The 21,715-nt window shown below is 68.1% G+C and carries 17 protein-coding genes; 1 reads left to right on the top strand and 16 read right to left on the bottom strand.

Features of this window, described 5'->3' with window-relative positions; all coding sequences use genetic code 11:
* Positions 1–33: 33 nt before the first annotated feature.
* The 16 genes from AS97_RS35610 to AS97_RS35535 form a co-directional block, all read right to left on the bottom strand.
* Positions 34–1,230 carry a protein kinase gene (locus AS97_RS35610; protein WP_210566335.1) on the bottom strand — a complete coding sequence of 399 codons (1,197 nt, stop codon included), beginning with the start codon at positions 1,228–1,230 and terminating at the stop codon, positions 34–36.
* 305 nt (positions 1,231–1,535) lie between these two features.
* On the bottom strand, positions 1,536–2,954 hold the full coding sequence (locus tag AS97_RS35605) for a DUF6177 family protein (protein WP_210566334.1): 1,419 nt from the start codon (positions 2,952–2,954) through the stop codon (positions 1,536–1,538).
* Positions 2,951–6,958: a type VII secretion protein EccCb gene (gene eccCb / locus AS97_RS35600; protein WP_210566333.1), complete on the bottom strand. Its 4,008-nt coding sequence runs from the start codon at positions 6,956–6,958 to the stop codon at positions 2,951–2,953. Before eccCb ends, AS97_RS35605 begins: the two co-directional genes overlap by 4 nt.
* A 7-nt stretch (positions 6,959–6,965) precedes the next feature.
* Positions 6,966–7,766, bottom strand: a complete 801-nt coding sequence (locus AS97_RS35595; protein WP_349017620.1) for a type VII secretion protein — start codon at positions 7,764–7,766, stop codon at positions 6,966–6,968.
* A 364-nt stretch (positions 7,767–8,130) separates the two neighbouring features.
* The gene (gene eccD / locus AS97_RS35590) at positions 8,131–9,495 is read right to left on the bottom strand and encodes a type VII secretion integral membrane protein EccD (RefSeq protein ID WP_210566331.1); all 1,365 of its coding nucleotides are present in this window, start codon (positions 9,493–9,495) and stop codon (positions 8,131–8,133) included.
* Between the two features lie 13 nt (positions 9,496–9,508).
* Positions 9,509–9,778 carry a hypothetical protein gene (locus AS97_RS35585; RefSeq protein WP_210566330.1) on the bottom strand — a complete coding sequence of 90 codons (270 nt, stop codon included), beginning with the start codon at positions 9,776–9,778 and terminating at the stop codon, positions 9,509–9,511.
* A gap of 34 nt (positions 9,779–9,812) precedes the next feature.
* A complete protein-coding gene (locus tag AS97_RS35580) occupies positions 9,813–10,490 on the bottom strand; it encodes a pentapeptide repeat-containing protein (protein WP_210566329.1) in 678 nt (225 codons plus the stop codon).
* A gap of 77 nt (positions 10,491–10,567) precedes the next feature.
* A complete protein-coding gene (locus AS97_RS35575; RefSeq protein ID WP_210566328.1) occupies positions 10,568–11,587 on the bottom strand; it encodes a hypothetical protein in 1,020 nt (339 codons plus the stop codon).
* The gene (locus tag AS97_RS35570; RefSeq protein ID WP_210566327.1) at positions 11,584–13,911 is read right to left on the bottom strand and encodes a hypothetical protein; all 2,328 of its coding nucleotides are present in this window, start codon (positions 13,909–13,911) and stop codon (positions 11,584–11,586) included. The genes AS97_RS35575 and AS97_RS35570 overlap by 4 nt, the downstream gene beginning before the upstream one ends.
* A complete protein-coding gene (locus AS97_RS35565; protein WP_210566326.1) occupies positions 13,908–14,297 on the bottom strand; it encodes a DUF6507 family protein in 390 nt (129 codons plus the stop codon). The genes AS97_RS35570 and AS97_RS35565 overlap by 4 nt, the downstream gene beginning before the upstream one ends.
* Positions 14,298–14,355: 58 nt before the next feature.
* The gene (locus AS97_RS35560) at positions 14,356–14,667 is read right to left on the bottom strand and encodes a pore-forming ESAT-6 family protein (protein ID WP_014055917.1); all 312 of its coding nucleotides are present in this window, start codon (positions 14,665–14,667) and stop codon (positions 14,356–14,358) included.
* Positions 14,668–14,678: 11 nt separating this feature from the next.
* Entirely contained in the window at positions 14,679–15,011 is a 333-nt protein-coding gene (locus AS97_RS35555) for a hypothetical protein (RefSeq protein WP_014055916.1), read from the bottom strand.
* A gap of 313 nt (positions 15,012–15,324) precedes the next feature.
* On the bottom strand, positions 15,325–16,650 hold the full coding sequence (locus AS97_RS35550; RefSeq protein WP_210566325.1) for a hypothetical protein: 1,326 nt from the start codon (positions 16,648–16,650) through the stop codon (positions 15,325–15,327).
* Complete coding sequence (locus AS97_RS35545) at positions 16,647–16,940, bottom strand: hypothetical protein (protein WP_210566324.1); 294 nt, start codon at positions 16,938–16,940, stop codon at positions 16,647–16,649. The genes AS97_RS35550 and AS97_RS35545 overlap by 4 nt, the downstream gene beginning before the upstream one ends.
* The gene (locus AS97_RS35540; protein ID WP_210566323.1) at positions 16,937–19,654 is read right to left on the bottom strand and encodes an SUMF1/EgtB/PvdO family nonheme iron enzyme; all 2,718 of its coding nucleotides are present in this window, start codon (positions 19,652–19,654) and stop codon (positions 16,937–16,939) included. Before AS97_RS35540 ends, AS97_RS35545 begins: the two co-directional genes overlap by 4 nt.
* Positions 19,651–20,445 (bottom strand): class I SAM-dependent methyltransferase, encoded by a 795-nt coding sequence (locus AS97_RS35535; protein ID WP_210566322.1) that lies wholly within the window; start codon positions 20,443–20,445, stop codon positions 19,651–19,653. Before AS97_RS35535 ends, AS97_RS35540 begins: the two co-directional genes overlap by 4 nt.
* A gap of 181 nt (positions 20,446–20,626) precedes the next feature.
* Between AS97_RS35535 and AS97_RS35530 the strand changes: the two genes are divergently transcribed.
* The gene (locus tag AS97_RS35530; RefSeq protein ID WP_210566321.1) at positions 20,627–21,697 is read left to right on the top strand and encodes a MerR family transcriptional regulator; all 1,071 of its coding nucleotides are present in this window, start codon (positions 20,627–20,629) and stop codon (positions 21,695–21,697) included.
* The last annotated feature ends 18 nt before the right edge of the window (positions 21,698–21,715 follow it).

The following is a 21,715-nucleotide window of genomic DNA, read 5'->3' as shown; positions in this document are numbered from 1 at the left end:
CCGGCCTCGCCGACGCATGGGTGGAAGAGCGCTTCAGCGCTTCGACCAGGCGAGCGCCGGCCCCACCGCGTAACGCTCGCGCAGCTTCTCGGCGACCTGCCGGGAAGCGGGAGGACGGCCCCTTTGCGGTACGGGCTCAGCTGGGCTTCCGCCTGCGGGTTCGGGCCCCTGCGCGGGCGGGAGCGAGCTCGCGACGTCGCTCTCGGCCGGAGTGTCCGGACCGGATTCACCGCTGGGTGGCCGGACGGGAATGTTCTCCACTGGAGACGCCGACTCTTCGCGCAGCAGTCTCTCGAGTGAGTCGAGCCGGTCCAGCATCGGCGCATCAGGCTGTGGCTGGACCATCGTGGGATGGTCCTTCGCCGCCGTCTCTTGGATCAGAGCGCGCCGTGCACGGGCCGGACTCGTACCCAGCAGACGCATGAGGTCGGCACACTGCCGGGTCACCTCCTCCAAGGAGGGGCGGTCGTCCACGTTGTGCGCCAGCATGGCCGTCACGACGGGGGCCAGTTCATCGGACAGCCCGGACAGATCGGGGCCGATCTCGGGGTTGACCACCTGTGCGGCAACCGCCTCCCACCGGGCGCCGTCGTACGGGTAGTGGCCGGTCGCTGCGTACAGAAGTACGGTACCCAGGCCGTACACGTCAGCAGCCTGTGTCACGTCCAGCTCGCCCAGGGCCTGCTCGGGCGGCATGCAGCGGACCGTGCCGATGACCGAACCGGCCTGCGTGAGCGACCCCTTGGACGCCCCGACAAACGCACCGAGGCCGAAATCGATGATCACCGGACCGAAGTCTCCGAGAACCACGTTCTGCGCCTTCAGGTCGCGGTGTACCAGGCCTGCGGCGTGCACGGCGGCAAGGCCCTCGGCCAGCAGCGCGCCAAGGCTCGCCACGAGGGGCGTGGACAGCGGGCCTTGGTCCTGCACGACATCGGAGAGCGGGCGGCCGGGAACGTAGTCCATGGCCAGCCAGGGCTGCTCGGCGAAGGGGTCCGCCTCAATGAAACGGGCCACACGGCCCGTGCCCGAGATCGTACGCGCGATCGTCGCCTCGCGTTCGAACCGGGCGCGCGTGTGCGGATCCGTGCGGTCGGGCCGGATCACCTTCACAGCGACCGGTTCACCCGCGACCGAGTAGGCGAGATATACCTCCCCCATCCCGCCCGCGCCGAGCTGCCGCTCGACGAGGTACGGACCGATACGCGACGGCAGAGTCGCGCCGTTCACCACACACCCCCTAACTCCCCCGACGACAGCACTAGCGCGCTCGACGCATGCGTCCGCTCCTACTGATCGGCGTCCCACAGGAGGAAGTGACCACATCGGGCTGGATCGAGCTTTCGGGCCTATGCCCGAAGTCGGGCAGGGCGACGGGCGCGGATCCAGGCCAGGCGTTCGAGGGCCGTATCGCAGTCGACCGACCGTAACATTATATGGACCTGCGGGCTCCCTGCCCGGCGAGATCTACCCCTGGCTCTCATTGCCGTCCGCGACACCGGATGTGCGGCAGAGTGAATTCGTGATACGCCCCGTCAGGTTCCCATGCGCAGGTGTTGGGTGAGGCGTTTGAGGGTGGTCCAGGTTTGGTCGTCGGTGGCGTCGCCAAGGGCGTAGTGGAGGGCGGGGCGGGAGGCGGGGCCGAGCTGGGTGGGGATGAGGTTGAGGGGTGGGTGCTGGGCGTGGTGGGGGCCGATGTCGTGGACGGTGTCGGGGCCCAGGGTGAGGGCCACTGGGTTGGGGGGTGGCGCGATGTGTGGGGGGATCGTGAGGTCGCGTGGGGCGTGGCGCAGTGAGGTGAGCATCGAGGTCAGGCCGTGGTTCGCGGTGGTGAGGGCCTCAGCGAGGCTGGGGATCGCTTCCAGTGGCGGGGGTTCGTATTCGCCGTAGCCGAGGGAGAGGGTGATGTCCTCTTCGACTCCGGCGGGGGTGCGGGCGATGCGGATGGTGGCGAGTGCGGGGCGGTCGGGGTGGCCGATGGCGATCAGCCAGGTGGGCTGGGGCGCGCGCCTGCGGGCGAGGTCGGTCAGTTGGCGGGGGGACCAGGGCAGATTGATGGGCTCCGCGGTGCTCCATCCGGCGGGTGGGGTGCCGGTGAGGTGGCGCCAGGTGGTTTCCAGGGCGCGGCCGAGGATGAGTTGTTCGTCTGCGGGGTGGCGGGTGCGGAGGGCGAGGATGAGTTGGCGTTCGCCGGTGTCGGTGGTGTTGGTGAAGGCTGGTGCGACGGGCGTTGCGCCGGGTGCGGTGCGGGTGGGGGCGAAGGTGCCGTTCTGCCAGCGCAGTACGGCGCCGGAGAGGCCGTCGTAGTAGCGGTAGCCGTCGTGTGGGTCTTGGACGACCCAGCGGTGGGGGTGTCCGCCCAGGGCGTTGCGGGTGGGGAGGGTGAGGCGGGCGGTGTTGGGGGTGACGATGTGGAGGGCGCGGTCGCTGGTGATGGCGGTGCGCAGGGCGTCGGAGAGCCAGCTGGTCATGGGGATGACGGGACGGTCCTGGAGGACGACCGCTGTGGTGTCGGTGAGGACGTCGATGGCTGGGTGGGGGGTGGTGTTCGCTGGGGTTGTTGTGGTGTCGGTGGTGAGGGGGATGACATCGGTGGTTGCCGCTTCCGGTGGCCAGGTGGTGCCGCCCAGGACGGTGGCGAGGCGTCCGGCGAAGGAGCCTGCGAGCTGTCCGGCCTCGGGTAGGGCGGTGGTGGCGCGTGCTTCGGTCCACCAGACGGGGGTGTCCGGGGTGGTGGTTTTGGTGCCGAGGAGGCGGGCTGGTTCGCCGGGGGTGTGGATGAGTATGGGGGCTTCGATGGAGACGAGTGTGTTTCCGTCCGGGGCGCAGAGTTGGACGACGGCGCCGTCGGCTGCGGTTCGTACGCGGAGGTCGGGGCCGCCCGCGTAGAGCCCGGCCAGCAGGGTGCGTACGTCGGGCATGGTCGGGGTGAGGGCGATGACGTCCTTGGTCACGTGGCGTCGTCCGGGGTGGTGGCGGGGCTGGTCTCGGGGGCGAGGGCGGTCTGGATGAGCCGGTGGGGGCGGCCGCGGCGGACGAGGGTGCCGCGGCCGGGTGGCTGGGCCGAGGCGTAGAGGCCGGGGAAGAGCTGGCCCTCGGTGCGGTCGCCGGTCATGACGAGGGCGGCGGTCCCGGTCTCGCGCAGGGTGGTCAGCAGCGGCTCGTACAGGGCCCGGGAGGATCCGGCGGTGCGGCGGGCGATGACGAAGTGCAGCCCGATGTCCTGGGCGGAGGGGACGTAGGGCAGGAAGCCGACCAGGGGTTGTTGGCCTGCGGTGGTGAGGATGTCGTAGTCGTCGACGAGTATGACGATGCGTGGGCCGCTGAATGCGGGTTCGTCGGCGAGTGCGTCGTGGTCGACCGTTTCGTCCGGGAGGCGCTTGTCGAGTTCCTTGGCGATGCCCGTGGTGAGGGCAGTGGAGAGCTTGGCGTTGTGGGCGTAGCCGCCTCGGTAGGGCTCGGGGATGACTCCGCGCAGCCCTCGGCGGGGGTCGAAGACGGCGAAGACGAGTTCCTCGTCCGAGTAGCGGTCGGTGAGCTGCCGGGCGATGAGCCGCAGGAGGTTGGTCTTGCCGCATTCGTTGTCGCCGAGGATCAGCAGGTGTTGGTCGTGGGGGAAGAGGTCCAGGTGTACGGGGGCGAGGGCGTCCTGGTCGAGGCCGATGGGGATCCGTGATGGCTCGACGGCGGGCGAGGGGAGCTTTGTGAAAGGCAGGTGGGTGGGCAGGACGCGTACGGGGGCGGCGAGTTCGCCGTGCCAGGTGGCGCGGACCGTGCGCGCGGCCTCTTCGAGGGCGGCGGCGAGGTCGCCCGTTGCCGGGTGGGCGTCGATGCGGGGCAGGGCGACCTGGGCGAAGAGTTTGGCGTCGGTCAGGACTCGTCCCGGGGTGTCGGGGCTGAGGGTTTCGGAGAGTTTGCGGTCGATGCTGGAGTCGGCGGGGTCGTTCAGCCGCAGTTCGACGCGGGTGCCGAACATCGACTGGGTGGCGATGCGCACGTCGTTCCAGCGCAGCATCCCGGCTACCACGTGGATGCCGTAGCCGCTGCCGCGCTTGAGCAGGTCGGTGACGGCGTCCTCGAGGTCGGCGAATTCGTCGCGCAGCGCGCCGAAGCCGTCGATGAGCAGCACGATGTCGGTGGAGGAGAGTCCGGGCAGTCGGCCCTGGGCGCGCAGGGCGCGGAGTTGGGCGATGGAGTCGATGCCGTGTTCGCGGAAGAGCTGTTCGCGCTCGTTCAGCATGGCGCGGACTTCGGCGACGGCGCGGGTGGCCCGTTCATGGTCGGCGCGCCCGGCTATGCCGCCCACGTGCGGCAGGTCGGTGAGGGCGCTGAGCCCGCCGCCGGCCAGGTCCAGTCCGTAAACCGCGACCTCACGGGGGGTGTGGGTCAGGGAGAGGGACAGGGCGAGGGTGCGCAGCAGGGTGGTTTTTCCGGTCTGCGGGCCGCCGATGATGGCCGCGTGCCCGCCCGCGACGGTCAGGTCGAGTAGCCACTGGTCCTGCCACTGCCTGGCCGGGTCGTCGAGGACACCGAGCGGCACCCGCATGGGGTCTGGGCGGCTGGTGAGATGCAGGCCGCGGTCCGATGCCTGGACTGGTCCGGCCGCGGTGTCGAGTGTGATGGTGTCCGGCAGTGGCGGCAGCCAGATGCGGCGTACCGGCTCCGCTGCTCCGCGCAGCTGGTCGACCATCACCGACAGCACGGTGGGCCCGGTGTCCCGTTTGGTGCTCTCCGGCTCGGGAGCGGCCGCGTGCTCCGGGGCTTGATGGGTGTTGAAGGTCGGGTACGGCAGGGCGAGTGGTTCGTCGTCCTTGGGCTTGCGCAGGGATGGGCCGCGGTAGCCGCCGGAGACGTAGCCCGCTTTGAAGCGCTCGTAGGTCGAGGTGTCGACCTTGAGGTAGCCGAAGCCCGGGAGCGGCGGGAGGTGGAAGGCGTCGGTGGTGTCGAGGACCGTGCGACTCTCGTCGGCGGAGAAGGTGCGCAGGCCCAGGCGGTAGGACAGGTAGGTGTCCAGGCCTTTGAGCTTGCCGCCTTCGATGCGCTGGCTGGACAGCAGCAGGTGCACGCCGATCGACCGGCCGATGCGGCCGATCGACAGGAACAGGTCGATGAAGTCGGGCTTGGCGGTGAGCAGTTCGCCGAACTCGTCGATGACCACGAACAGATGCGGAAGCGGCTCCAGCTCCGGCCGTCGGGTCGCGCGCAGCGCGGCGTAGTGGCCGATGTCGGCGACGTTCCCGGCGTCTTTGAGTACCTGTTGGCGGCGTTTGACCTCTCCGGCCAGGCTCGTGTGCACCCGCTCGACCAGCCCGGCCTGGTTCTCCAGGTTCGTGATCACACCGGCGACATGCGGCAGATCGTCGAACGGCGCGAAGGTGGCGCCGCCCTTGTAGTCGACCAGCACCAGCGCCAGGTCCTCGGGCGGGTGGGTGGTGACGAGGGCGAGTACGAGCGTGCGCAGCAGCTCGCTCTTGCCGGAGCCGGTGGCCCCCACGCACAGGCCGTGCGGCCCCATGCCCAGCTCCGAGGACTCCTTCACATCGAGGAGCACGGGCTCGTGGCGGTCGCTGAGCCCGATCGGCACGCGTAGGAAGGCCCGCTCGCCTCGCGGCGCCCACAGCCGGTCCAGGTCCAGGGCGGCCGGGTCGTCGATGCCGAGCAGTTCGGGGAAGTCCACTGGCTCGGACACGGGGGTGCCCTCGCGTGTGGATGTGGCCGACAGCCTCAGCGGGGCGAGCTCGCGCACCAGGCCTTCCGTACCCGGGAGCGTGACGGCGTCCACGGTGCCTGTGGAACGTGTAGGTTCCGGCGTGCGCAGGTCTTCGACCTCGATCCGCTCACCGTCGACCGTGATGCGCACGCTCACCTGGTCCGGCTCGTGGACTTGCCGCTCCAGCAGGTGCAGCACGGTGATGCCCATGTCGCGCAGGGCGACGGCCTCGTCCGGGCGCGGCAGCTCGCAAGCCGCCTCCCCGTACGCGTCGCTGATCACGAGGAGCCGGTCGGTGAGTTGCAGCGCGTTCCGGTCGGACAGACCGCGGCGCACCTCGGCGGCGTACGAGGCTCGGCGTCGCAATTCTGTGGGCAGAAGCTTGGCCAGCTGTGGCAGGGCGGGCGCGATACGGCGGGCGGCCACCGGCCCGTCGCCCTCGTCGGTGTCCAGCACGTGGGGCAGCCATTTGCCCAAGGACCAGTCCTCCTCCCGCTCCGCGGGGAACGCGAGTCCCACGGCGAGATCGTCCGGTGCGTGGGCCACGGCAGCCTGGAGCAGTAGCGCTCGGGCGACGCGCAGTACGCCCTCACGGTCGCCGACGATCGACACATCGCCCGCCCGGTCCAGCGGCACCGTGAGCGGAAAGTCGGTGGCGGTGGCGAAGCGGCCCAGCAGCGCACGGGCCTCGTTCAGCATGAACGGGTCCGGCGGGGTCAGAACGCTGCCCGAGTGCTGCCCCACCGTCAGCTCCTGCACTGGAACCTCGCCGACGCCCACCCGCACCCGGAGGAAATCCTCGTCCAGCCGGCGGCGCTCCCACAGCCGTGCCGGATCCCGCACGATGTCGTACAGCGCCTCTGGCGGCGGATTCAGCACCCGGGCGCCCTGACGTCGCTCCCGTTCCAGCCGCCCGAACTCCTCGCGCAGCTCCTCCAGATACTCCAGATAGCGCTCCCGCTGCGTGCGGCGCGTACGCTGCGCCTTGCCGCGCTGGGACCAGAAGAGGGCAACGGCCCCCAGCAGGGCGAAGACCAGGACAATGGCACCGAGCGCGGCGAACTGGCTGTTGCGGATCACGGTCATCATCACGACCGAGCTCATGACGCCGGCCAGCGGCAGCATCGTGGTCGCCGCATTGCCGATCTTGCCTTCGGGCAGGTTGGGCGGTGGCTCTACGGTGCGCGGGGAGGCGGGGGGAAGTGGCCGGGTGCTGCGGGCGGGCCGGTGGATCACACGCTGGGTCATTCCGTCCTCACCGCACCCTTACCGCACGCCGCATCACTTCGGCGGCCAGCGTGGTGGCGGCCTCCCGCGTGTCCCGTCCCAGCATGGCGTTCAGAATGGGGCCTCCTCCGCCCAGATGACGGTCGTACGGAACGGACACGACCGCCGCTCCCGTCTCCCGCAAGTACGCGCTCGCCGCCCGCACATCAAGTGTCGTGTCGGGAGAACTCGCCGTGAGCGCCACCACCGTGCTGTCCAGTGCCGCGTGAGGCAACTGGGCAAGCCAGTCAAGGACGACACGGGTGCCGTTGACGCCCTCGGCGGTCATCGGCGCGGCGACCACGCGGGCGTGCGCGGTGTCCATCGCCGTGCGCGCCACCTCACCCGGCAGCGTCTCGCAATCGACCACGGTCACCGCGAAGTACCGGCGCAGCGCCATCGTCACCGTGCGGTATGTGCGGACATCCAGCGGTGCCCCCACCCGCCCCTGACTCGCGGGCAACAGCCAGCCGCCGTCAGCCACCGGCACCAGGTAGCCGATGACATCCGTCAGCTGCATCGAAGGAGTGAGAATCTGCGCCAGATCAGAGCACGACCAGCGCACGGACTCCGCGCCGAGTCGCACCGGCAACGTGCCCAGAGCCGCGTCCGCCTCCAACGCCAGCACCGGATCACGCCGGTAGTGATTGAAGATCCGGCTCAGCAAGGCCGTCACCGTGGACTTCCCCACGCCACCGCGTATGGACGTTACGGCGATCACCCGCCCGGTGGTCACCGGCTGCTGCACCTCCTGCGCCAGCCGAGTGCCCTCCGTGACCTCCCGAGCCACGGAGGTCCCCAGCATGCGCACGGAGCGGCGGGCCCGCCGTGCCATTGAGTCCCCGTGCAGCGGACGCCCCAACGCGCCCGCCAGCCGGGGGTCTACGGTCGGCGCGGACTCCGGCGTCCGTAGAGGCAGTTGCGGATCCCGGGGGTCCCGGCTGTCGGCTGGCCGTGATCCGGGCGCCGGAACCGGGACATCGGTCCGGGTGGAGTCTGGCCCCGCATTCTCCGGAGGTTCGGACGAAGACGAGAGCGATGCCGAGGCGGGCGGCACCGCCGCGGAACCCCTCTGCGGGGTCTCCTCGGCTCGGCTCTGGCCCAGCTCCCGCAACACGTCCTGCTGCCAGTCTCCCTGAGACATGCCGCCACCCCTACGCGAACGTGTCCAACAGGCGCCCGTAGACCCCGAACACCCCGATCAACAGCGGCAGCAACGCACACACCCCGGCCGACTCGGCCAGATCCCCCGCACGCCGCAGACGCACCCGAACATGCTCGGCGGGCTCCACCGCCAAAGCCCCGAGCGAGATGACCGCGAGCGCGACGAGCACCGCCAGCGGCCCGTAGGCCGAGGAACGCTCCAGCCACACCGCGATCAACCGCAAGACCACGACCACACTGGCCAGCAGCACGCCCACGATCTCGACGGTCAACGGGAAAGCCCGGGCGCGCAGCGACACCACCACAGCCACGACCACGGCCAACAGGACCGTCCACACCGTGGGGGAACGCAGTGCGAGGAACCCGGCCGCGCCTGCCGAGACGGATACGACGAGCGTGGCGAGCGCCAGCCCGCGATGCGTGGCCGTCAACGCCGTAGCCACTTCGTGGCGGCTCACCGACGTCCCACCCGAGCGGCGGTCGTCCAGCGCGGACAGCCCCGATGCCATCATCGCCAGCCGCGGCACCACACTCAGCACCACAACCGACACGACCGCCAGAACAGCTCCTACGCGAGCCTGCTCCACAGCCGTCGCACCACCGCCCTGCAGCGCCAAGGCGACTTGCCAGCCGAGGGCCATGACCGCGACCGCCCCGGCTCCCATCAACCCACCACGCCCCAGCGGCGAAAACCACCCCAGAAGCAACAGCGCGGCTGCCACCGCACCCGCCGTCCCGGCGAGCCGCGCCGCACCCGACCACGCCTGCGCGTCAGCCAGCGTCCACGCGCCCAGGACGCCGAGCGCACCCGCCGCGACGATCAACGCCGTGGCCACCCCACGGTGCCCCGCACGCCCAGCCAGCGCGCCTGCCGAAGCCAGCACCAGCGCCGCAAGCAGCAAGACGGACATGACGGAGGACGACGTGAACTCGCCACGAGCAACCAACCCGGCGGTCAGCACCCACACGAGCAGGGCGACCCCCGCCGACACGCGACGTGCAGCCGGGCGCCAGCGCCACGCGCGCAGGCCAAGGTCCTCCGCCACCTCATCGCTGACGTCATGCACCACCGGCGCCGACGGCGCGTCCTCGACACGCACCAGCCGCAACACCGCACCATCCGGCACCCCGGCCGACAGCAACGTGCTGTCCTGAGCCAACGCCGAGCCGCTGGCGGTCACGAGGTGCCGAGATGAAGGCCGCGCCGCAACCTGATCACCCAGCAGTCGCAGAATTTCCGGCAGCAGCCGACCGATCGGTTCCTGAGAAGGAAGGACGAGATCGATGCGCCGACGCTCCCCGACGAGGGTGACCCGACTCAGTTCCGTACCGCTTGTCGTCCCCGCTGCTACCACGCGTTCGAACCTATCATCGGGCCGAACTCCCCATGGATGGCGCGGTCGACGGCACCGAAGGCCCATACGGGCTCTGCCCGGCGACCCGGTGCGAAATGAACGACCAGCCCACGCATCCGGCGCACAACACCCCGGCAATCACCGTCCCGGCAACGACCTTCCCCAGCCGCTCATCCACCGACCGCCGCTGCCGCTGCGCTCCCAGCAACAAGGCGTCCCGCAATCGCCGACGCCGCACCGACACCGATTCCAGCAATTGGCTGTCATAGTCCTGTGCTGCCATGGTCGTTCACTACCTCTTACGGCGGTGTAGGTTGTCACGTCGGAGATTTAGGTGATCTGTATTTCATAGGGCAAGTTCCAGAGATGACCTGGACGTTGCCGCCTTTTTCTCTTATCCAATCCTCCAGGGCGGCGCCTCCCAGCGTGCGAACAGAGTCCTGCTCGAAGATTTCCACAGGACCAAAAATTGAACCCGATACCCCCTGAAGGATGGTCGCATGATTCATGGCGACCTTAAATGAATTCTCCCGCAGCACTGCATCCGTCAAGTCTGCGCCGCGAAGGTCCACGTAGAGTAGCGATGCCCCCATGAATCGTGTACCACGACAGCTTGCCCGTGAGGCGTCGACATCACACAGAGACGCCTTGACGAGGTCTGCCCCGTCGAGGATGGCTCTCCGCAGAACCGCATCGTCAAGATTCACCCGTACGAGGGATACCCGGGTCAGGTCTGCCCCGGTGAAGTCCGCGCCCTGCGCGTCCGAACGGTAGAGGTCCGCGTCGATCAGCTTTACGTTGACCAACTTGGAGCCGGTGAACCAGGACTCGGAGAAATCACCCTGTGACAGATCGGCGCCGCTGAAGTCGAGCCCGGCGACGTCAAGTCCACCTTCCTCGCCCCGTAGCCATTCCTGCAGGCGTTGTGCCGCCTCGGGGTCGCCAGGGGGTTGGCCTGGAGCCCAGCCCTTAACGTCCTTGCTGTGCCTCTCCACTTCCCCAGGCGCTCTCAGTGCACTGCCTCCTCTCAGGTCGGCCGCTTCTCGGTTATTCATAATGAGACTTCACGCTGTCAATAACGCCCCGAAAGTTCCTCGAGAGCGTCCAGCGAAGGAGCTTCGCTGACTGCGCTATCGATCAGAGTTTGGGTGTCCGGATCCGGCGGCAGCTCAGCCAACCAGCCCAAAGCGTCGAGTGGCACCAGCCCCTCACCGCATGCCTCTCTCAGTCGCAGCAGCCATTGGGTCCCGGCTTCGAAAGCGTCGTCGCCAGCGGCGTTGCGGGGCTCATAACCGGCGGCTTCGTTAGCAAGGGAGGCCCATACATATCCCAATGTTTCGCCTCTACGCTGGACCCTCAGAAAGCGTACCGGGCTATCCGTAACATTGGGGTAGTCGGTCCCCGTCGATGGAAGAGTGGAAACAAGCCTGCGGGACCGCGCCGGGATTTCGAAAGTTCCCCAGGAATTAACGTAAGCCGGGCCCTCCTCCGACACGTCCTCAAAGCCTGTTTCCGTGGGAGTTGCATGGCGGTTCGGATCACCTGGATCTGGTGCACCGCCAACGAGCTCGGAAATCTCCCGAAGAGCTGCAGTGAGGCGGGGGGCATTCTCGGCATGGATTGCGAACTGTTCACGTTCACGAAGGTCGATAGTCAGCCATGCGTCCGAGTACGTCGCCAGGGTCAGCGTGGCAGGTCCCGCCGTCCATGAATCGACCTGAATGGTGAACAACTTCTCCGCGCGATGTTTGCCGTCGGATTCAAGCCAGAATCCAGCACATTGCATCTGCAGGATAGTGATGCAGTCGCCCTTGAGCGCATCCGCTTGGGCCACTGCTTCAGACGCTGCCGAACCGGGCATCAGAGGGTCTTTCTCCAGGGACAGCCCCTCCCTCCCGAACAGAGTCTTGCTCATGTCGTCCGCGGCGCGAACAGACAAGGTGATCTTCCCGACCGGCAATGCCAATTCGTGTTTGGCCAGAACCTTCCACGCCGCGACGGCAAGCTCCAAAGCGCGAGTACTGGCACGCGCCGCCGTGGGGTTCGGAGGAACATCCCACGTCCAGTCGCCAATGGGTTCTGAGGTGATCACAACATGTCCTTAGGGTCTGTCTTGCTCCCCGGAGGGATCACGAGCGTCCCGTCGTCGAGGCGGATGACGAAGACCAGCCCCTCACCCTTCGGACCGCGGCGGCCCTGATGGATCTCCATAAGATCATCGTATGCCCCCTTGGTCTGCCAGTCAGCAATCGTACCCTGGCCCTCAACAAGCATGATCCGGTGATCTGCAGAGGATTTCTTCAACTGGAGCAGATTCTTGCCCCTTGTGATTTCACTAACCGGATCTTGTGGATCATTGAGCCGCTTCATCTGATACCCGTAAACCTCGCCTGACTTGTCGCGGATGCGAACATCGAGGTCGCCACCGATATCGTTCTTCATCTCGAAGTCAATCGCATCGGCCGGTACACCACTCTTGTGAAGGTCGTTAGCGAGCAAGACCTGATCGGCGCCGGGTCGGAACATTAGTTCCTTCTTGGCTCCCAAGCTCGATATGACTGTTCCGAAGCCTTCGCTATTGTTGAAACGGCCCGAAGCGATGATCTCGGCTACTTCTTGCCCTCGTGGATATTCTGCAAGCCTGTTGAGGGCAAGTTCGAGTGTTGGCGGTTTCGGACGCTCCTTACCCGGGATACCCTTCAGCCCATCGCGAAGGCGCTGTTCAACCTCGCTGCCGCGGACCAGAGGTGCATGCTCCCCGTCGCGAACCGCGCCCTGGGGGACTTCTGACGCGCTATCTGCGCTTTGGCCGCCGCCGTCCCCGTGAGCGGTAGAGGAACCGCCCTCTGGCGTGGCCTCGCCCTTCTGGTGACCATCGTCACCTCCGTGATCCGCACCGCGATGGTCGGCTCCTGCGTCGCCGTGCGCGCTCGTATGGGCGGAGGCTGATGCCCCCTGCTGGTCACGCTGAGACCCACGCGATGGCCCGGGGTTGTCTGCACTGTTGGGCAGATCGTGTCGTCCCAGCGGCGGGGGGCCATCACCAACATGGGCGGTCGCTTCGGGCGAGCGGGAACCTGCGCCGACCTCCGCAGATTCCCGCTGCGCGGGTGCGGCCTCGTGCTGGGACGCCCGCTGGTCCGCCCGTGGCTCCTGGCGTGGTGTGTCGTGGACGGGATTGCCGTCGGCATCGAGGCGGATGAACGCGCCGTCCTCGATGCGGACCCTGGAGCCGTCCGACAGTTCAATGTGGCTGTGGAGGCGGTTCGAGCCGGCGACGTTGTCGAGGGTGCGGGTGTTGGCCGTGAGCTCAGAGAGCTTGGGCAGAGAACTGGCGGCCTTGCCCCCCACCTTGAAGGTTGCAGAGAGCGGGTCGAGATACTCGCCGATCTTGGCCGCGCCTTGTGCTGCCGCCCCTGCCTTGCCTCCCTTGATGACGCGAGCGGCCGGGACCGCGCCGAGGGTGAGGCCGTTGAAAACCACCGTCGCAGAGGCACGGGCGGGGTTCTCGCTCCACATGTCCCAGGCGACCAGGGACTTGCCGAGGTCCTTGGCGGCCTGCTTCTGCCGGGCCTCGTCGGGGCTGTCCTGATCTTCCCCGAACGCCCAGTCCATGAACGCGTCGTAGGGCTTGATGGTGTACTGGCCGATGCCGCCAACGACGTCTCCGAGATGCCCCCAGGCCTTGCCGGCCGCGTCGCCACCGTCGAGTCCGGTGAGGGTTTTGAGGCCCTTGAGTCCGCCCCAGATGTTGTCGACGACCAGGCCGTCCCAGACGAAGCTCTTGAAATGGTGGCCGAAGTCCAGTGCGTCGTAGGTTTGGCTGACCGGACTGCCCCAGGGAAGTTCCTTGGCCTGTTCGAGGCTGTCGAGGTCGTAGCCGTACATCACCTGCTTGCGGTTCTGCGTGTGGCTGCCGTCGTCCGCCAGGAATTTCGGACCGCCCACGAGTCCGGAGATGGTGGTGGAAGCCTTGCGCTCGGCTTCCTGGAAGGCGGCTACGGCAGCGTTCACGCCGTCCCACAGTTGCTGATGACGGTCGACCTTGCCTTCGTCCTCGGTCCAGTCGTCATCCCCCTCGACACTATCGACGAACGCGAAAGCGTCTGCCTTGAGCTGCTTCAGCCGCTTGACGAGCGGGCGGATCTCATAGGCGAACGTGTCCAGCGCGTCAGCCACCTTCTCCAGGTCGCCGGCGAAGGCGTCGGCTTTCACGGCTGCCGGCCATGTGGAGGCGAACAGCTGGCCCGCCTCCGGCGCTGTGTAGAAGCCCTCCAGCATCTGGAAGCGGGAATGCGCGTGCATGCCGCCGTCGCGGATGGTGATCGCGTCGCCGCGCAGCCCGGAGACGTCCTTGTCCAGCTGCTCCAGATCGCCGGTGAACTCCGGAATGCTCGCCGGATCGATCATCTTCACTTGTGGCCGCCACCCCGTGTGTCGTCGCCCGGCAAGTCGATCTTCGGTGCCGCGAGGGCCTTGTGCTGCGCGTCGGCAGCCATGTGGTGATTCCCGGCGACGTAGTACGCGGTGGCCTCGCGAGCGCCGTTCGCCGACTGGGCCGCCCGTGCCCCGATGAACAGCGCCTCGCGCGTGGTCTTCTCGACGAACAGCGCGAGAGCCGCTGCGACTGGGCCGGTCGTGGCCGCCCCGCACATGGGCTCGCTGATGGTGCCGACCGAGGTGGCCGCGCTCTCCATGTTCTTCCCGTACGACCTGACGCCTGCGTCGATGTCGTCTATCGCGTCACCCACCAGCGAGGTCACGAACTCGACCCCGGACGGGGTGATATCCCACTTGGACATTGCCCAATCCCCCCAGCTACCGCCCCGTCACCTGCTCACCGCGTCCTCAAAGCTCGGATCAACCGATGTTGTCCACAGCGGATTTGGCCTTGGCCAGTGTCGACTGAGCGGTGCCGTCGTTCTTCTCCAGCGTCGATCGCACCAGGCGGATGATCTCCCGCACCTCGGCCGCCGCACGGTTCCAGCGGACCTCCTTGCCGTGGTACTCGTCCGAGACGCCATCAGCGGTGAAGTCGGCCATCGCGGCCTTCACCGCGCGGTCCCGGTCGGCGAGGACCCGCTCAAGTTGGCCGATAATCCCCTGCAGGCTGCCCTGCACCTCCACCGAGGCGCCCACGTCGTAAGAGTTACGGTCCTGGCTCTGCCCCATCGGGAATCCCCCTATCGCCCGGAGAAGCGGGCGGCCTCGAAATTGGCACCGGCAATGTGCTGGTGGGCGTTGTCCTCCTGCTCCTGATCACCGGTGGCGAACGCGGTGTCCATGCCCGACTGTCCGCCCAGGATGGACTGCAGAGAGCCGTTCAGCGCGGCCGAGATCTCATCAGCGCGGAGCTTGAACGAGTCGAACGCCACCTTGCCGGCGCCGTTGAATTTCCCCTCCAGTGGCTCCGCGGCGGCGATCAGCAGCCGGATCAGCGCCCCCAGGTCGTCACTGGACCCCGTCGTGCTCTTCCCGAGAGTCGACAGAGTCGTGCTTCCCATGTCGAACTTCATGCATCTTCCCCCGGATGCCTCGCGTGCCGTTTGATAACCGTTTATCGCGATCTGCGCTCGTCGCAGTGACGTCTCCTGCGCCTCGAACATCCTCTCGTGCAACGCGTTTCGCCCGCAACGCGGTTGGGCGTGGCACGATTCGATCCGGCCCCCTTCGCCCGAGTCGGATCGGGACGCGTAGCAGGGCTCTGGGCCAGCACGTACCCGTCCATCCCGTCTTGCGTCGTTCCGCGGCACAAGATGCTGTACGTGCGGCACCGTCTGCGCAGGATCCAGCGTATGGCGAAGCTCTGACAACAGGAGTTCGCGGCACTCAGCAGTCCCGGTGACCGCGAGTCAGTTGTCGCGAATCCGTCAGGGGACGACCTCGGAGTGAGGTGAGGACGAGGCGGCCGTAGCGGGTGGTGAGGAGTGCGGCGGTGGCGGCGAGGGCGCCGGTGGTGGCGGTGAGGAGGTGCCAGGGGTTCTGGTCGCCGAGGACTTGGAGTGCGCCGAGGGCGGTGCCCAGGGGCAGACCGAGGATGGTGAGGATGCCGAGGGCGCCGCTGATCTGCTGGTTTTCCTGGGTCTGGATGAGCCGGTTGTGGTCGGCTGCCTCGGCGAGGATTTCGGTGAAACGGTCAGAGAGGCGGTATTGGCGCTGGTAGGCCATGAGGAGGTCGTTGGCGGTGCCGTGGGTGGTGAGGTGCTGGCGCCAGTAGGTGCTGCGGAAGTGGGCGATTCGGCGTTCGAGGCCAGCGAGGCGGTTGGCTTCGCCGGGGCCGGTGAAGACCTGGGCGAGCTCTTCGGTGAGGTGGTCGATGTGGGTGCGCTGGATCATGCCGAACAGGAGGGCGTCGAGGTAGATGCTGCGCGTGTGGAGTTCGGCGTAGCCGTAGAACGGGTCGGCGGGCCCGTGGTCGCGGCGGTGGCCGATGAATGCCGCGCCCTGGCGCAGGACGAGGGCGCTCCAGTCGGCTGAGATGCGCAGGGCACCGGCGGTGAGTTGGGGGACGGTGGCGGGGTCGGGTGGGTAGTCGTCGGTGTTGGTGCGGGAGGCGAGTGCCCAGAGCCATTGCTGGGCCGCGGGCCAGCGGCGGTGGTCTCGGCTGCGGTTGAGACGAGGTAGGGGCCGTCGGCCGGGGGTGAGCAGGGTGACGGTGTAGGGAAGGGCATCGGTCTCGACGGTGGCGTAGCCCTCGAGGAGCGGGTTCGGCCTGGTGTGGGCGTGGTCCTGCAAAAGTGCGGTGAGGACGGGGCCAGTGATCTCGAACGGCGGTGTGGTGCCGGGGCGGTGGGCGAGGGAGCGGAGGGTGTCGAGGAGTTCCGGGCCGGTGATGGTCAGGTGGAGGACCGCCAGGGCACGGTCGGGGTCGTCCTCGGTGGGGGTGCGCAGGAGTTCTATGCCGTCGATGGTGGCGGAGCCGTGGGCGTGACGGACCTGCCGGTGCCAGCGGGTGGGGCGGTCGGGGGTGCCGTAGAGGACGCTGGCGGCGGCCGGAGTGAAGTAGGTACGACGGGTGTCGGTGGTGGTGGTCCGGGCGCCGTGAGTGAAGGGCAGGGGGCCTTCGGGCCAGGGTGGGTCGGCGGGTAGGCGTGCGGGCAGGACGACGGCGATGATCTGGCGTGCGCCGGTGGGGGCGGTGCGCGTGCGCCTCACTCGTAGAACGCCTCCGGGGAGGGCTGGTTGAGCCGGATGACGAATTCGGCCCGCCAGGTGTCGTTGGCGGCGATGTGGAAGCGGACGCGTTCGCCGGTGTGCAGGGTGCGGAATCCTTCGGTGACGATGTGGGTGTAGTCGAAGGTGTAGTGGCGGCCGTCTTCGTCGTCCTGGACGATGTAGCTGCTGGCGCGGCCGTGGATGCCGCCACCGTGGGGGCGGCGGTCGACGACGCGTCCGAATCGGGGAGCCCCGGCGGAGGCGAACTTCTGTTGGCGGTCTGCCGTCATGGCTGCGGGTCCTCCTTCACGTCGTCACCGATGGTGGGAGACAGTTCGGTGACGCAGCGGAATCCGACGGCGTTGCTGGCTCGGGAGCGGCGGAACAGGCCCTTGGCGCTGGCCTGGACGGCGCGTAGGGGATTGTCGAAGGCGCCACCGCAGATGACGGCCTCGTCCGGATCGCCCACGCTGGTGGAGGTCCACTCCCAGACGTTGCCGACCATGTCGGCGATCCCGTAGGGGGAACGGTTGGCGGGACGGGCGTCGACCGGGGTGACCCAGGCGTGGCCCAAGCTGCCACGGTCGAATTCTTCCTTGCATGCCTGGTAGGTGACCAGGGGGCGGCCGGCCCAGGTATCGGCGCAGTTCACGGCGTCGAGGTCGGGGGTATCGCCCCAGGGGAAGAGGCGGCCGTCGGTGCCGCGGGCGGCGGCTTCCCATTCCAGGGAGGTGGGCAGGCGCTTGCCTTCGAAAGCGGCGAAGGCGTACGCGGCCCACCAGCTGACGCAGATGGCCGGGTGGTCGTCAAAGCGGGGGTCGTCGTAGTAGTCCGGGGCACGCAGCCGCTCGGTCCAGGGCGCGTGGGTGGTGCCGGGCGGCTGGTCGGGGTGGTCCCACGGTGAGGTTCCGTCGGGGCGCAGGGCCTGGAGGAAGGGGCGGTAGCGGGCGACGGTGACCGGGTAGCGGTCGAATCGGATCGGGTGGTGGACGCGGCGCAGCAGCAGCCGTTCGGCTGGACCGACGAGGTACACCCCGGGGTGCAGCACGCAGTCCTCGGCTGGTGCGGGATGTGCGTTGGCGGTGGGGTGTGCGGCGAGGAAGGCGCGGACTTGTTCCGTGAGGTAGGGGGCTCCGGGCAGCTCGGCTGCCTGTTCGCGGCCGTCCGGGGTGCTGAGGTAGCGGGCAGCGAGCAGCTCCTGGTGGGCGGAGTGGATGAAGGCCAGTGCCTGGGGGCCGGCGGGGCGGAACAGCGGGATCAGGCGGAAATCCTCGGGAGTGATCCGGCCGCCGTCGAAGGCTTGCGGTCCGAGCGCATTGTGCAGCTCGAGGAGGGGGAAGACGGTGCGGTCTTCCAGGAAGGCCCGGCCGCACGTATCAAGGAGGGCTGGGGCGAGGTGGGCGAGTCCGGCGTCGGCGAGGGCGTGGTCGATGTGGGTGCCGATCAGCTCGGCGACCGTTGGGGTCCCCGCGATATCCAGGGCGTTCTGGAGGCGTCGTGCCAGCGGCGTGGGCAGGACGGCGGCGCCGGTGTCCGAGGCGGGCTCGCGGTCGGCCGGTGTGTCCGTCAGGCGCAGCATGCTGAAGCGGGGGACGCGCTGCGGATCCACGCCGTTGGCGTACATCTGCTCGACCAGTTGCTCGGATATCGCGCTGGAGCAGTCGAGCAGGCGCCGGATCTGCGGGGAATCGGCCAGGAAGGAGACCCGGGAGCTGAGCACAACGCAGGACTCGGCCGATAGCACCGAGGCCAGGTCCGCGAACAAACGCAGGAACCCCTCGGGGCTGGGCTCGTCCACGGCTTCGTCGACGGCGTCCAGAACACAGAGGGCTGAACCGGAGCGGATCAGGTACAGGAACAGGTCGAAGGCACGGGCGCGTTCGCCCGGCACGCAGGGTGCCAGCATGCGGGCCACGTATTCGGCGAAGGCCTCGTCCTTGGGCTTCAGGCCGAGGTCGAAGTAGAAACGGAAACGGCGGGCCGTAGCAGGGGTGTCGTTGACCAGGGCGCGCAGCAGGGTGCTTTTGCCGCTTCCCGGCTTGCCGGTGATCAGAACGTTGGCCGACTCCTGCATGAGCCGGGTCAGGAGTTGTTCGGCGTCTTCCGTCTCGGTGATACGGGATTCGCCGGTGTGCGGGTCGGTGGTGAGCAGGGCACCGGGCAAGGGCTGGCGCTCGCGCGGCATCTCCGGCGCGGCCGTGGCGCAGGAGGCCAAGTGGGCCTGAAGGTCGACGACGGTGTCGATGAAGCCTTCGTAGCCCACGATCCGGTAATCGTGCCCCAGCAGAGGGTGGAGCTGCTCCACCGCGTCGTCGAGGATGACGAACCGGGTGAGCTTGGGCAGCCGGGTCTTCAGCAGTTCCCCGCCGGTGGTCTCCAGCACGTTGCGCAGCTCGGCGGCATCCTTGGACAGCAGAAGTTCCACGTATTCCAGACGTACGCCGGATTCGCGGCAGAACAGCTGGTAGACCGTCTCAGTGGAGAGAACGAAGCGCTTGGAGACCCGGTAGCCCAGCGTCAGGTAGAGGCCCGCGAGGAACTCCACCCGGCGCGCGACTTCAGGTTGCATCCGCGGGTCGTTCCCGGTCAGGGCGGGACTGGCAGTGCTGGTGAACCAGGCCAGCACATCGACCAGGCGGCGCACGGCGAGCAGGCCGTCTTCTTCGGCGATCTCGTAGCCGTCGTGGGTCGAGCGGTTGCGCAGGCGCTGGATGTCGGTCAGCGCATCGAGGACCGTAGTGCTGCGGATGTGCGGGCGGCAGCCCTTGATCAGCTCGCTGAGCATGCGGCCGGACGGATCGCCGGCCACCTCATGGTGGCGCCACAGCTGCTTGAGCAGCTTCTCGGTGATCTTGCCGACCAGGGCGATGGCGTTCTCCGGATAGCCATCGTCCAGCGACCGTAAGGGACGCTCCAGATCGATCCCGAGGTGCTCCGCGACCCGGGCGTGATCGTCCAGCTCGTGCCGTAACCGGCGCAGCCGCTCGTCCACCGGAGCGCTCACCGCGCACCTCCGCCGGACTCGGTGGCGCCAGTGGAGTCGTCGCGGACACCGAGGACGAACGCGAATCGATCGGGGAAGACGAATTCCGGTCCCGGGTAGCGGGCCCGGATCTCCTCGATCCCGGCGTCGAGCGCCTCATCACTGAAGGTCGACAGCACGGACATATACCGGGACCTGACCATGGACAAGTAGCGCTCCCTGTCCAGGCGCAGCTCATGCTCCACGAAGGTCAGCTCGGCCCGGAGCCCCGCATCGGTAAGGTGCCGGGCGATGACAGCCGGGTCGGGCTGGAGCTCTTCGTACCGTTTGAGGGCCTCGGCGAACAACGGGTAATCGATCGTGGTCGGCAACATCGCCACCAGCAGTCGACCGCCGGGCGCCAGCAGCTGGGCCAGGCCCGTGAGTGTGGTGGCAGGGTCGGTGACGTGGTGCACCGATTCCTTCAGCCACATCGCGTCCAGCCGTTCATAGGGCAGGGGCACCGTCTGGTCCGCGATCTCCTCGGCCGAGGCGCGGAGCGGTGACAGAGCGGGGGACGAGGGAAGCTGATCGAGCATCGCCGCCGAAGGGTCCACGCACAGCACCGGGTGGCGTGGGCGTAGGGCCTCCGCTATACCGCCGGCGAACAGGCCCGTGCCACAGCCGATGTCCGCCATACGGTCGTTCACCGACAGCCGCAGGGTCGAGGCGATCTGTCCGGACATCCACTGCACGAAGTCCGGACTATAGGCCCAGTTGTCGTCATACGTGCTGGCGAGATTCTGGTAGTGCTCCCCCATGTCACGCCGCACCGACGCCTCCCACTCTGATAGCTCGCTCTGCCCCGACTTGCCAGACTACCCAAATGAGCACTCTCAGCAACGGCGCATATGCCGAGGGATGACGACGCACTACCAGGAGGGAGAAAGCTGTTGGCGCTGCCCGGTCGGACGGCGTTGACCTTCAAGTTGGTTGAAGCCCAATGATGGCGGGGTGCTGAATTCTGAGCTGATGCCGATCGGGGCCTTCGCCCAACGAAGCGGGCTGACCTCAAGCGCCTTGCGGTTCTACGCCGACTCCGGGCTGCTGCGGCCTGCCGAGGTCGACCCGGTCTCGGGCTACCGCTACTACAGCGCGGACCAGGTGGCACGGGCCACCGCGCTGCGTCAGTTGCGCGAGATCGCCATGCCCCTCACCGTCGTCGAGGCCGTTCTCGACACGGGGCCTGACGAGGCGTTCCGGCTGATTGACGAGCACATCGCCAAAGTTCTCGGCGACGCGGCAGCCGCGCAACGTGCCGCCGTCGTTCTCAAGTCCTCGCTCGTCGACACGCCGAGTCTGCCGATCACCGCGCTGAAGGGCCCCGTGCTGGCTGACGCGGTCGAGCAGGTCCTGACCGCGACCGCCTGCGAGCCAGGGATGCCGGTACTCGGCGGCCTGCGCCTCGAGGCGACGCCAGAAGCGGTCACGCTGACCGCCACCGACCGTTACCGGCTCTCCACACGAACCCTGGTTCCTGGCGAACCAGCGACCTCGACATGGGCTGCCACGCTCCACGGCGACGAGCTGCGGGCCGCGGTCGCCGAGATCCGCCGCAGCGCACTGGTGCGTGTCGAGGCGACACCGCACGGAATCTGGCTACGCCTGGCGGACCGAGAAGACCAGCACTGCCGGTTGCTGATGGAAGAGTTCCCCGACTACTGGCTGATGCTCGCGTCACTGCCCGAGGTCACCACCCGTGTGACGGTCTCGAAGGATCTGTTCCTGCGGGCTCTCGAAGAACATCCCGGCGAACGGATCGCGCTGCGCGTGGCCCGCCACGGCGTGATCGTCCTGCCAACCGGTGACGCACACACCGACGTGCCGATCCCGGCCGCCGTCACGGGGCCGGACCTGCAGATCTCCTTCCAGCTGACCACGCTCTATCCGGCGGTCAGCGTCGCCATCGGTCCCGAGGTGATGCTCGACCTGCGGGGACCTGACCAACCCGTCACGATCCGCTCGGCCGACCGCGGTGATCTCACCACCCTGGCCATGCCCATTAAGCCCGACCACTCAGCCTGAGCAAGACGACGAGGACCA

It is taken from the genome of Streptomyces sp. AgN23, from assembly GCF_001598115.1.
GTDB classification, from domain to species: domain Bacteria; phylum Actinomycetota; class Actinomycetes; order Streptomycetales; family Streptomycetaceae; genus Streptomyces; species Streptomyces antimycoticus.
The sequence above is the reverse complement of the archived record's forward strand: the minus strand, read 5'-3'. Positions and strand labels throughout refer to the sequence as shown.